Annotated in this window: 9 protein-coding genes; 1 reads left to right on the plus strand and 8 read right to left on the minus strand. The window is 41.6% G+C overall.

All coding sequences use genetic code 11. The features are described 5' to 3' along the window. Positions 1–249: 249 nt before the first annotated feature. The 3 genes from GRF55_RS00490 to GRF55_RS00500 all read right to left on the minus strand — a co-directional run bounded on the left by GRF55_RS00490 (position 250) and on the right by GRF55_RS00500 (position 3,020). The gene (locus GRF55_RS00490; RefSeq protein ID WP_370626729.1) at positions 250–558 is read right to left on the minus strand and encodes a helix-turn-helix domain-containing protein; all 309 of its coding nucleotides are present in this window, start codon (positions 556–558) and stop codon (positions 250–252) included. 184 nt (positions 559–742) lie between these two features. Then, positions 743–2,734: a hypothetical protein gene (locus GRF55_RS00495; RefSeq protein WP_220368640.1), complete on the minus strand. Its 1,992-nt coding sequence runs from the start codon at positions 2,732–2,734 to the stop codon at positions 743–745. Between the two features lie 13 nt (positions 2,735–2,747). Then, the gene (locus tag GRF55_RS00500) at positions 2,748–3,020 is read right to left on the minus strand and encodes a hypothetical protein (RefSeq protein ID WP_220368641.1); all 273 of its coding nucleotides are present in this window, start codon (positions 3,018–3,020) and stop codon (positions 2,748–2,750) included. Between the two features lie 84 nt (positions 3,021–3,104). Between GRF55_RS00500 and GRF55_RS00505 the strand changes: the two genes are divergently transcribed. Then, entirely contained in the window at positions 3,105–4,646 is a 1,542-nt protein-coding gene (locus GRF55_RS00505) for an IS1634 family transposase (RefSeq protein ID WP_172774742.1), read from the plus strand. A 141-nt stretch (positions 4,647–4,787) separates the two neighbouring features. Here the strand turns inward: GRF55_RS00505 and GRF55_RS00510 are convergent, their stop codons facing one another. From GRF55_RS00510 to GRF55_RS00530, 5 genes are read right to left on the minus strand one after another with little or no spacing between them, the layout of a single operon-like run. Next, positions 4,788–6,614, minus strand: coding sequence for a DUF262 domain-containing protein (locus GRF55_RS00510; protein ID WP_220368642.1), 1,827 nt, complete (start codon positions 6,612–6,614; stop codon positions 4,788–4,790). A gap of 21 nt (positions 6,615–6,635) precedes the next feature. Then, the gene (locus tag GRF55_RS00515) at positions 6,636–9,782 is read right to left on the minus strand and encodes a type I restriction endonuclease subunit R (protein ID WP_220368643.1); all 3,147 of its coding nucleotides are present in this window, start codon (positions 9,780–9,782) and stop codon (positions 6,636–6,638) included. 7 nt (positions 9,783–9,789) lie between these two features. Next, positions 9,790–10,752, minus strand: coding sequence for a hypothetical protein (locus GRF55_RS00520; RefSeq protein WP_220368644.1), 963 nt, complete (start codon positions 10,750–10,752; stop codon positions 9,790–9,792). Continuing rightward, a complete protein-coding gene (locus GRF55_RS00525) occupies positions 10,742–11,848 on the minus strand; it encodes a DUF3696 domain-containing protein (RefSeq protein WP_220368645.1) in 1,107 nt (368 codons plus the stop codon). The genes GRF55_RS00520 and GRF55_RS00525 overlap by 11 nt, the downstream gene beginning before the upstream one ends. A gap of 2 nt (positions 11,849–11,850) precedes the next feature. Next, complete coding sequence (locus GRF55_RS00530) at positions 11,851–13,212, minus strand: DUF262 domain-containing protein (protein ID WP_220368646.1); 1,362 nt, start codon at positions 13,210–13,212, stop codon at positions 11,851–11,853. Positions 13,213–13,228 lie beyond the last annotated feature (16 nt).

Consider the following 13,228-nt stretch of genomic DNA (forward strand, 5'->3'; position numbering starts at 1 on the left):
ACCGGTTTGAGTTCGACACCATTTTCTGCCACTTTTTGCAATTTTCTGCCATATTTGTTTTCGCGAAAACTTGGGCCAACACAAAGTCGCATTTTGATAATTGTCGCTTAATTTGCGTAAATGAAACCACATTGGCGATTTGCCAATCTGGTTTTTCCTTCACCATACCGCAACAAAACCACATTCGTAATTTGCGAATATGGTATCATTACAACTACGGTTGCTATCTACGAAGGATGAACAATTCATTCACCCCTTAAAGTACTCCTTTGCCAAGTCAATGGCATCTAAGCGGAGGTTTTCATCTTCCTCCTTCAATGCGGCATACACGCCATCGGCCAGCCAGAGCGTCATCAGTTCCTTCTCGTCAACCTTATACAGCTCCGCCAACTTGGGAACCTGGTCACGCCTTACACGCCGTGCTCCCAGCTCCATCTTACTGTACATGGGCATGTCCGTCCCCAGCAATTCTGCCAACTGCCGTTGCTTCAATCCTTGCTCCAGTCTCATGGCCTTTATCTTTGGGCCAAACATCCCATAAATTCTTTTATCTTTCATTTTTTATAATTTTAATCTTCAACAATAAGACAGGCCACTTTTCCGAAGTGTTATATTTGCACATTGTGGGTAAACTATATCCCATTTTTGTACTTTTAGCCTCATGATTCTACACTCAATTGCACTTGTCCCGTACATACCAGTGCATATTAAAAGGTATTACCTAGTTTTTCTATACGGAAATCTATACTTGCGTTTCTCCAATTACAACACTTCTTTCCATTGTCTTACTCGCTAACCATAAATCATCTTCTATTTTTAAGATTAAAATAGCAAATAATCTAAGGATTGTATGATATGCAGCAATATGCGCATTTTCATCATCTACAGGTGGTGTACTACCATGCATATAATGATTCCGATATGCCATGCCATTAGTGAATCTACCGTTATCAAGATAATAACTAAAGTAGTCGCGTTCAGGTTTACTTAACAGGTGGTCATCTTTCACAAGCCATCCCTTATCAAACATTTTGTCTATTATTTTCTGTCCTTCATCATTGTAATGCCAATAGGAACAAACTCCATATTCCCATAGCGATCTCAACACATTTAATTGTAATTGGCTAACTATATATAGATTCCCATCACTGTTAACCCCGATTATGTTTTGTTCTATGAGAAAATCTAAATGTGGTTTTTGATAGTTAGCATAATTAGAATATTGGACATCATTTTCTTTCTCCAGCAATTCCGCTAGAGAATGATAATGCTTGTACTTGAATGGCTCAACATGTGACAACAAAGAATTGCCAGAGCCTAAAAGGCCCCACAACACACTTCTTATCTCATTATTTCCATCTGCAATTTCATAATACTTATTTATAAGCAAACTTTTGCCTTCTTCAACTTTTAACGGCTTAGACAACCTGATTAAATCCTTATCAATTTCATCTTCTTCCACAAATGTATTGTATTGCTTAACAACTGCATCTAATTCTGGACACAACACACGACATTTGTTTAGTGTAGAATCATCATTTGAGGGAAGACTGATAGGCAATCCACAGTATCCATATTGGGTTCGTAAATGCTTTTCATAAAATGTTTTTAGCTCGATTTCAAAAGAGCTATTCAGTGTCTGCGTTAGAACTTTGTTATAGGCGAATGTTTGAAATAATGCCAAATTATTCTTATTATTAAACCTAATATGAGTCGGATACGAATCTCTTCCAATATCCATTAATAAGGACTCCATGGTGTCTACCTCTGTCTGCTTATTAATCAGATTTAGCAAAAAGTGTTGGTTCATCCATCCAAACAAAGAAATACAATTGCCAACCCTATGCACATTATCTTGATTCATAATATATGGAATACTATATATGTAAGTGGGATTCCCCCTTTCGTCGATATGGAGTTCTATTGGTGGTCTCCCTTCTTCATCAACAAATTGAACTCCTAAAGACCAGCGTGTTGTAACTGTACTAGGATCGTTTAACATCTCATCATTAAGTTTCTTATCCAATCTTTCGGCAAGAAGTCTTGTCTTTGGTGAAAGCTTTATATTATTCTTATCATCTTTTATTTGGGTAATCAATCTTACATAGTTTAGATTTGGATCATCACTTTGCAAATAATTAACAAGTATCTGTTCTTTATCTGCCAACGTAAGATTTGATGGAAGATGCATTTCTGCGTCTCTACGCAAATCTCGTTTTGTGACATACTTGTCAAGAATAATGTGAGCACTATTTACATTACTCAAAAGTATTTCACGAATAATACTCTTAAACTTCTCAACAATCCCTTTACATTCTAAAACCTCACGCACATAATTGTTGTTTCCTGCTAATATATCACGCAAGATCTCAGGCTTTATTAATTTGTATAACTTGTATGCGTCTATTATTTTCCAAAAAGTATTTTTGTATGTCCATTCTAATCGTTCAAATTCACTTTTGAGTAGAGTAGGATCAAGATGACAGAAGAATCCAGAGATAATTTTACCATATCCACTTGTTAATTGCTTCAGTGTGTTAAATTTTTCATCTGTCCATTCCAAGAATCTACATTCGTCATCTATCATACGTTTGATGTGCCAAAGTTCAATAACACCCTCCAAATCTGTAGGCACATCCCCTTCGGCCACTTCTTGAATACGCTTTTCTGCCATCTCTAGATAATGTCCTACAGATAAATCATCTTTTGAAAAATAACAAACACGATCCTTCATGCTATTTTCGAACTTACAAACTATAATAGTATTTCTTAATTTTAGCAGCCATCATTTTTCTGCGCTTGTCAAGGAAGGTTTCGTAGGAGTTAAAGTCCATTTCCATTGCTTCTAGTGGAACGCAGTTAGTTTCAAGGTTTGCATAAAGCTTATCAATGCTGTTTACCAAGCCGGTCTGCTCAGAATCTCCTTTCAAGCAACGTTCCTTAGCCTCTTTCAGATAAACATTGGGGCCCTTCTTGCCAATAGATATATTCCTGACTTCATCACTTTTTTGCGCCATCATATAGCGCACAATGATAATCAGCGAGTTACGTAAAATTATTGGGTGGTTTGGGTGGCGCAAGCGAAAAACGTGTACCTTTGCACCATGTATGTACGCAAGAAACACAATCGTTCCGGCTCTACAAGTGTGGTAGTGGTCAGTAAAGCGAGTGGAAAGTATAAAGAAATAAAATCGTTTGGCTCCTCTACATCCGAAGAGGAAATACATTCATTATGCGATAAGGCTGCTGCATGGATACGTTCATTTGGCGGTCAGCAAGAACTTGACTTTGATGACCGCAAGGGAAAGGAAGTCGAGGAGACAGAGCGTTTCCTTAGCAATATTGACAACGTGTTGATAAACGGTACTCGGCTTCTGCTTGATCAAGTCTATGACAGCATCGGCTTCAACCGGATTCCCGATGAGATTCTGCGTCATTTGGTAATCGCAAGGGTGTCGCAGCCCAGAAGCAAACTTGCCACAGTAGATTACCTGAAGTCATATTATGATGAAGATGTTGACCTCAACCACATCTATCGCTACATGGACAAGCTCTACAATACCCAGATGGAGCTTGCGCAGCAGATTAGCGTAGAGCACACCCGGAAACTGTTCGGAGGCAAGATTGGATTGATGTTCTACGACGTGACGACGCTCTACTTTGAGACAGCACAGACGGACGTATTGCGTGAACCGGGGTTTTCAAAGGATGGAAAGACGGCAGAGTCACAGGTTATACTCGGTCTGCTTGTATCAGAAGGAGGCTACCCGCTTTCATACTCTCTGTTCAACGGCAGCCAGTATGAGGGCTTCACCATGATACCAATGATAGATGACTTCAAGCAGCGTTTCAATCTGGGGAAAGATTTTGTTGTGGTGGCAGACTCAGGCTTGATGAACAAGAACAATGTCACTTTGCTGCAGGAGGCTGGCTACAACTACATACTTGGAGCCCGCATCAAGAGCGAGAGCGCAAGCGTGAAGCAATGGATTCTCTCTTTAGAGAAGGTTGATAAAGCCTGTTACGACTACAAACGTGAGAATGGGGAAAGACTTATCGTCAGTTATTCCGACAAGCGTGCAAAGAAGGATGCCTACAACCGTGACCGCGGAATTGTCCGATTGAGAAAAGCCTATAAGACCGGACGCATCACGAAGAGTCAGGTGAACAAGCGTGGCTACAACAAGTTTCTTGAAATCAGCAAGGACATAGAAGTCGTCATCAGCGAAGAGAAGATTGCAGAGGACTGCCAGTGGGACGGACTCAAGGGCTACATCACCAATACAGACCTTGACGCCGAGCGTGTCATTGCCGAGTATCATGGACTCTGGGTGGTGGAACGTGCATTCCGTATTTCAAAAGGAACTCTGGAAATGCGTCCGATGTTTCATTTTACAGAACGTAGGATAGAGGCACATGTCTGCATTTGCTTCATCGCCTATAAGGTATATAAGGAACTGGAGCGACTCATTGCCATTAACAAGATTGGGATGAGTGTCGATAAGGTGCTTGAGGCAGCCAAAACTATCACGACAATCAGGGTAAGGATGCCTAAAAACGGGACTTACTTCACTAAGACACTCTTCTTGACGGAGAAGCACCTCGCAGTGAAACCACTTTTCGACATATCTGGCAACAAATCTTAATTTGGGTGGCGCATTGACGAAGTCAGGACATCCCCTTCGGCCACTTCTTGAATACGCTTTTCTGCCATCTCTAGATAATGTCCTACAGATAAATCATCTTTTGAAAAATAACAAACACGATCCTTCATGCTATTTTCGAACTTACAAACTATAATAGTATTTCTTAATTTTAGCAGCCATCATTTTTCTGCGCTTGTCAAGGAAGGTTTCGTAGGAGTTAAAGTCCATTTCCATTGCTTCTAGTGGAACGCAGTTAGTTTCAAGGTTTGCATAAAGCTTATCAATGCTGTTTACCAAGCCGGTCTGCTCAGAATCTCCTTTCAAGCAACGTTCCTTAGCCTCTTTCAGATAAACATTGGGGCCCTTCTTGCCAATAGATATATTGACAGGGCGGTCCAAGAATACGTAGTTGGCTTCTTGATTATAAAGCGACTTATCAAAATGGTGATCTATGAGGTATTGCTTGGGGAAAATATGGTGAACGTCTCCACCTAAAGCAATTAGTTCCCTCACAGGTACATTGTTAGACAAAAATGACACATCATTGAAGAATATCTGTGCAGCCAAGAATACCAAATAAGTCGGATTATTGGTTGAGGTATATGACAGATTCTGTACCAAAGCTACATTCCAAAAGTTCTCAGACAACTGTGCATCCTCAATTTCCTTAAGGATGGCAACCACGCCTGATTCCCTTATACGACGAATATCTCTTGCGAAAGCAGATTCAGGAGAACTGCTATAGCGTCCCGTCAACACGGAGAGTACATACCATTTCTGCACATAACGTTTGATGTCCTCCACTGGAACTTCGTTCGACTCCCTCAATAGCAGATAGATGGTATAAGCGAAATCAAGAGCCATGTTTGAATTGACAAGTCGTGAAGAAATGAATCCTGCCGACTTAATTGCAATCATAAACCGCTTGAAGTTATACTCGTTGATTACGTTCATCACACCCTCTGTGAATTCTTCATACGTGTGTTCCACTATTTCCTCGTTGAACTCACGTGTTTCAAAGTTACGTCCAGAAAGCAGGCTCACGAGATCTGACAACTTTGCTCGTTTCAGTTTGTGCATAAAGGCTACCCGAATCACATCGTCACACTCTGGATCATAGACGGTCTCCGTATCATCTTTCAGCCATTTCAATTTTTGCAGGTAAGGAGTAGCAGCAAAAGCTGTATCATGTGAAGCTAGATAATCATAGAACGATGGAACAACAGCAAGATGACTGAAATAGTCAATAACTTTCCGAAGCGTATTACCTCCGTGTTTCTCGTCGGCAGCAATCTTCGACATGACGAAATCGCCTTGACTTAGAGCTGTTCCCTTTGAATTGATACGGATGAAGATGTCTGTCACAATGTCGATGTCAAGATTTTCGGAAAGTTCGATGACACCTATCATCCTATTGGCTATGCCCTTAAGTTTTGTGATTATTCTATCTAAAGTCCTTTGGTCTATTCCAGGATTGTCTTCACAATATTGAGGAATAAAATCAAAAGGGGAATATGAAGTTTTGAACAATTCGGCAATATCCGGAATCCACCTCTTGCTTTTCCTGATAGCGGGAGTAGCCACAGCAAAGATCTCTGCATCTGGTTCCCCACTTAGTGCAGCGATTGGATCGAATGCGATCTTGATACGTTCCTCTTGGTACTCACTATTAAATACTGTTCTGCCAGCAACAGCGGTCATCAAAGCTGTGATACGCTGTTGGCCATCTATCAGCACCTTTTTGCCAGAAGAAATAGTTCCGTCCTTCAACTTGACGTTTGGATTCTTCCACAAAATGAGATAACCAGTAGGGTAACCTTTGTATAGCGAATCAATCAGGTCTCTCACTTGTGTTTTCTTCCATACAAAAGGTCGCTGTATTTCAGGAATAGCAATGTCGTTGGCTTCTATCAGTCCCAATATAGCGCTAATAGAAAGTGGATAGTTGGAATATTTCTCGTTGTCCATATTATCTTTTATTAAAATGATTTATGCCACACTTCCATAATGCTGGCTGACGTAGTTATACACAGCATCGCGGTAGTAGTTGATGCTTTCATCGGTATAGCTCTCTGGGAGTTCTTTCCAGAGGATGTCACGAATGGTGATGATGATGGATGCTCTGGTCTCTTGCTTGTCGAACGGATGATCCATCGTGGCCAGTTGGGCCTTTATCTTCTCCAACAATTTTTTTGCGACGACCTTTAGCTTCTTTATGTCTTCCTTTGAGAGGTCATCTTTCATCAGCACATCGTACATGGAGAGCTGTTCGTCATTCTCAAAACCTTCACGAATGTAGCGTTTCTCCTCTTCGGTCAGTTCGTGGGAGAGTTTCATCAGTTCCTCGAAGGTTTTCTCTATAGTTGCGCGGTTCTGCTCCTGGTTATAGTCGTGAATGATTTCCTGATACTTCTCGTAAAAGTTGATACGTGAGGGATTCTGAGCTAACATCTGAGCGATACGCTCTTGAAGCAGTTCCTGTATATCTTTCAGAACAAGATTCTTTTCTTTGCTCTTGGCAAACTCACGACGGAGTAGTTCAAAGTCAATGCCGCTAATATCAAAGCGACGTGACTCTGCTACCATTGTGGAATTCGAATCTACTTCTAAATGCTCATTCACGATTTCGTTGATGGCTACGCTCAAGTCAGTGATGTCAGCATGTTTGCGTTTCTGTTGCAGTTCCTTGTAGATGGCTTCGATGGCATCTTTCTGCTGTTTCATCTCGGGTGTGATGTCTTCGCGGTCGAGGTATTTCCAAAGTTTCAACAGCGTGGAGGCAAACGTGCAGTAGGACTTCCTGATTTCCGCTGTCTCGCACATTGCATTGGCTGCCTTCTTCAGCAACGACAGTTTTTCGAAACTCTCTGCTTTGATGAGGTCATCCAACTCAAAGTCGTGCTCTTTCAGGAAAGCCGCCGCAGCGGCTATCGTCTCTATGACATGCTTGATGAGTTCTTTCTTATCAATCGTTGGGTCGTTGCCTCCTGCGCCACCTTCCGGGTTGGCGGTATAGTCGGCCAATGCCTGGCGCAGGGCTTTCACGATGCCGATATAGTCGACGATCAGTCCGTTGGTCTTTCCTTCTGCTACGCGATTGGCACGCGCGATGGTCTGCATCAGCGTATGAGCCTTCATCGGTTTGTCGATGTAGAGGCACGAGAGCGTTTTCACGTCGAAGCCTGTCAGCCACATGGCGCAGACAAAGACCACGCGCAACCGTGAGTCATCGGCCTTGAAAGCCTTGTCCAGTTCTTCCTTTTCCATCCGCTCGCGGTGCGGCTTGATGTCGAGGCCCCATTTTTGGAACGTCTGTATCTCGTTCTGCTCTTGCGAAACGACTACCGTCATGTCCGTCTCACGCATCCATTCCAGTTTGCGCTGCATCTCCTGCGCCTCTTGTTGCGAGGTGCATTTCACGATGGCATCTTCCAATGCCTTGATTTCGCGCTGCCAGTATTCCTGCACATAGTTGAACATTCGTACACAGGTCACCTTGTTATAGCACACGAACATCGCCTTGCCCGAAGTCCACAGGTCGCTGTAATGATGCACAAAGTCCTTGGCAATCAGGCGCAGACGTTTGGCTGCTGTCAGCAGATGCACCTCCTTGGCAAACTCCCGTTCCAGCTTGGCCAGTTGTGAGGCATCCAGTTCGCCCGCTTGTTCCAGGGCGGCTGCAATCTCGTCGTTGATTTCTGGATTCTTCAGGTCTTGCAGTTTCTCACCACGATTCTCATAATAGAGTGGCACCGTTGCTTTATCCTCTACGGCCCGTTTGAAGTCATAGATACTTACGTAGCCACCAAAGGTACGTGCCGTGATGTTGTCGTTTGACAGCAACGGTGTACCTGTGAAACCGATGCGATGGGCGGTTGGCAGCAAGTGCATCAGGTTGTCGGCAAAGATGCCATTCTGCGTGCGGTGCGCCTCGTCGCTCATCACGATGATGTCGTGGTCGGGATAGATCGGTTCAGCCTTCGGGTCGTTGAACTTCTGAATGAGCGAGAAGATGAACGACGGATTGCCTTTCAACTTCGATTTCAGGTCCTCGCCACTGCTGGCGATGAACTTCTTCGCCTTCACGTTGCCCAACAGTCCGCAGTTCTCAAACGTGTCGCTGATTTGTTTGTTCAGTTCGTCGCGGTCGGTCAGTACAAGGAAGGTGGGCGAGCCCTCAAACTTGCGACGAATCTTCTGCGAGAGGAACAGCATGGAATAACTCTTACCCGAGCCTTGCGTATGCCAGAACACACCTAACTTTCCGTTCAGATACTGACGGTTGCGATACATTTCTACGGCTTGGTTCACACCAAGGTATTGGTGGTTTCGGGCCAGAATCTTAGCCGTTCGTCCGCCGCTGTGGTCGTAGAGGATAAAGTTTTCCAGCAAGTCCAAAAAGTTCTCCTTCTTACAGATACCCCTCAACATCGTCGGCAGTTCGATGTTGCCGGCATCTTCCTCCTTCAGTCGTTTCCATTCGTGGAAGAACTCCCATTTCGAGTCGATGGTTCCCACACGTGCCTCCAGTCCGTTGCTGAACATGATAAAGGCGTTGTGATAGAACAGTTGCGGAATCGTATCCAAATAGTCGCGATAGTTCTTGTTGAAGGCATCCACTACTTCTACATCGTGGTTCTTCAGTTCCATAAACAGCAAAGGCAGCCCATTCACGAAGCCCACGATGTCGGCACGGCGATGATAGAGCGCACCATACACCCACATCTCGCGGACACACAAGAAGTCGTTCTTCTCTGGCGAAGCGAAGTCTATCACTTTGGCACGCACCTCCTCCGTCTCGCCGTTCGGTTTTATGCGGGTCACGGGCACACCGTCCTTGATGTACTGATACTTCTGCTCGTTCACCTGCATCAGCGTCTGCGAACTCATGTGTTCCGTCATGCGCTCCGTAGCCTCCTGCAACTGCTTGTCCGTCAGCCAAGGGTTCAGCGTCTTCAGCGCCTTGCGGAAACGGCCCGTCAGCAGTACTTCATGGTAAGACGTGCGCCCCAGCGTACCGTTCGTGCCGAGCACCTCCTTATCAAAAGCATACACACTCGTCCAGCCCAGTTCCTTCTCCATCAAATCGGCTGCACTCCGCTGTATCAGTTGGTCTTCGCTATAGTCCTTTGCCATAATGACATTACTTTATTTTATACTTTTGTTTCCACTCTGTCACACACTGAAGACTGTGGCTGTCGTCTTGAGTTTCAACGCCATTTAAACTTCCGTCAAATCTAATCTCGCCTTGATGAGTTCCATTATCATTACATAATTCAAATTTTCCGTGTGCAGTATCTATTGATATGAATTGGTATTTCCCATCTTTTTTTATGCTATATATTATGGAAACTTTTTTATTGCCATGATCTTTCTCCAAGTCACTCAACTCTGTTTCGCAATTGTAATAATTTTCAGAACAAATCAGAGCCCCAGTTTTCTCAGAGTAAGCCTTGATCTTTTCACCTTGATGCCTAATGATAATTTCATTGTGTTCCGATACGATTGCATCATCATTTGTTTCTTTCCAATTCGTATCCCTTAACCTAAGAAATTTTGGATGAGGCAATCCAAGATTGTTACTTCCATCAGGGGCAATACGATTCTGACAGTCAATAAGTTCTTGGCGTAAGATCTCTATAATTATGTCACGACGTGGCATAATCCCATTAGTATTTATCCAATCAATTTCGTCTGGATTATCCTTAAACCACTGATTATGCCATTTATCTATAGTAGATTTGTCATAAATGTAATCTGATTTTGGGCATCCAACACACATAAATCCACCTAATGTCCTAGGCATTGGCTTATTTTCGAATTTATCCTTTTCCCCAATTTGAATTGGCTTAAATAAAGGATTAGAAGAGATAAAAAGCTGTTCGTAAGCAATACTTCCGAATTCTTTCCAACAGTCATTAGTTGGATCATAACCATATGCATAGAACAATTCCCATTCTTCACTATCATAATATAGCGTGTCTTTACATGCGTCTGCTTCTTTTACCATGGAGACGAAATCATCGACAGCATAACTTATATTATGCTTATGAACATGAGGGAATGACCCTCTTTTATCTAAAAGAATACTTCCGCTAACCTTCATGATTCTCAACACGCTTGCGTCCAAACTCCATCAGTTTAGACATATCCTGTCTTACTTGATCAAAGAAATCAACAGGGAATTCATTAAGGTTTCCCCATTCGTCCATTCCAAACTCCATGATATTCTTATCGCCATTCTTATTCTGGAAGAAATAGATCGTCATATCGTCATGCAACATATCTGTCCTGCCCTCTACAATCATTCTGCGGATACCATTGACAATGTGTTCGCTATGTGTCTCTATTATTACGCGTACACCTGCGGATGCCATACGAGCGAGGAAGTAACCCATATTCGACTGTGCCTTGGCATGAAGATGAGCCTCTGGGTTCTCGACAATCAATATTCCACCTTTGGGAACAGTCAAACCGCTTACAAGGATAGGCAGAGCGTATGTAATACCGAAGCCAATGTTCGTAGCTGCATTATCATGATCTTTGATTTTATAGGTCTTGTCGCCTTTCTCCAATTCAATTTCTACACCAGGAAAAATATAGTCTATCCATTCATTAAGCTGCCTTCTTAGTTTAATGTCATCTGTAAAATTTATAGACCGATAAGAATCTGTTTTAAAGAGAAAATCATTATTATTAATGATGTCGCCGGTGTTTTTCCCATGGCAATCACATGTGGTGGAATCTTTTATATATTCATACTCATAATGAGGTGCCATACGGTCTGCACACAGGTACGTGAAACCTTTAAGAAACATCTTCTTTAAAGATAGCTTATCGGAGGCATTAATTGTGAAATATACATCATTACCATCTTCTTCATTATCTTCTTCTTTAGCATCAAATGATATGTCTTGCAATGAAAATAATATATCATAGGCATCTCTGTTATCATTTGAAATGTCGTAGAAATGCCCCAAATCTATTGCATATTTATCATTCTTCAACGGTATTGGTATTTTTTCCAATTCGGGATCATCCACTATTGTTTCTGATAATGTTTTTGCTAATAATAATGACTGTATAACAGAACTTTTACCAGCAGAGTTCGCGCCAGTAAGTAAAGTTATATCATTAAAAATAAACTCACGCTTCTTATCAAAGCATTTATACCCATCTATTGTCAGTTTCAGTTTGTCCATTTTTATCGAAGATATTTATCAAACAATTCGTTTTTAATACTCTGTATAGTATATGCAATATTTGCTTTTCGAGCGGTACTCGAAGTTATTGCCGCATTCAATTGGCTGTCTTTGCGAAGAAGTTGATTAAGTTCTTCAACCAAATTAACACCTTGTTTGATGCCATTCTCATATTCAGAGCTATGATGTGCCAAAAGAACAGAAATGGCTAACATTAGAGATTTGTTCACAGAACTTTTTTTTCCTGTATTTGGACTAATTTTTCTAAAAGCTGAAGAACCAAATATCCTGTATGCAGATTCCATACTTTTCACAAACGATTCGTAATAGGCTCTTAATTCTGATTCTTCTTTGCCATTCAACACATCTATATACCCATTAAGAGAATCTCGCATAAAACCATTGTATTCACCAATAGGATTGTCTAATGAATACTGGTCGTAAAAATAGATATAGCGCAAAGCGCACTCTTGAGCAGCTAAACGAGTATCCTTGACTCCTGAGTTAGTTGCTTTTTTAAATTCTAATGACCTAATCATATCCAATAACAATTTCTGGACCTTTGGCCTTGACATGCAATTCCTAATTTCCTGCTCATTGAGAGCCTTTCCACCAGTATTTAATCTACGAAACAAATCATATTTTAGCATTACAGGCGAACGGTAATCAATAACAAAACACATGATTTGTGTCTGTCTAAATTTTCGGAACTGTAGTAAAGGGATTTTCCCTTTTAATTCTGAGTACTTAAAGCCATTGCATTCCGTGAAATATTCCATGTTGCACAACGCAAGTTTATCCTCCATAAACTGCTTTATGGTTGTGATTCTTTGCAATCCATCTACAATAGTCAAACGGCCATCAGAATATTGGCTTAAATATACAGAAGGCAAAGGCAGACCGAGCAAAATAGATTCAATTAATTTACTTTGTCGAGTCTTATCCCATACAAAATTACGTTGGAAATTAGGATTGATTTCAAGATCACCTTCTTTAATTAATTCCATTAGCATCTGTATGGAGAAATCCTTTCTTTCTACATAAATATCGTCAGGACTGTATCTATAGGATTCATGTTCCTCAGGAATATCATCATTGACATCCAGACCTTCTTCTTGCGTTTCTATCCATTCTTCCAATAGCCCCAAAAGGCGAGTATAAATCTCATCATCATCTTCTTCAAAGATGCTATTTTTGACAGTAAAAATTTGTGTATCAGGATTCTGTTTTACAGGAATGCGTATTTCATTCTCTTTGTCTTTGAATCCTTTTAACCAAAAATCATTATTGTCATCTTTGGACAATTTGAAAGTGGTTTCATTTGTTCCACCTTTCAGGGTGAATCTTACTTCTAACTGAGACATTGTACTATTATTTATT

It is taken from the genome of Prevotella sp. Rep29 (genome assembly GCF_019551475.1).
Classification (GTDB): Bacteria; Bacteroidota; Bacteroidia; order Bacteroidales; family Bacteroidaceae; genus Prevotella.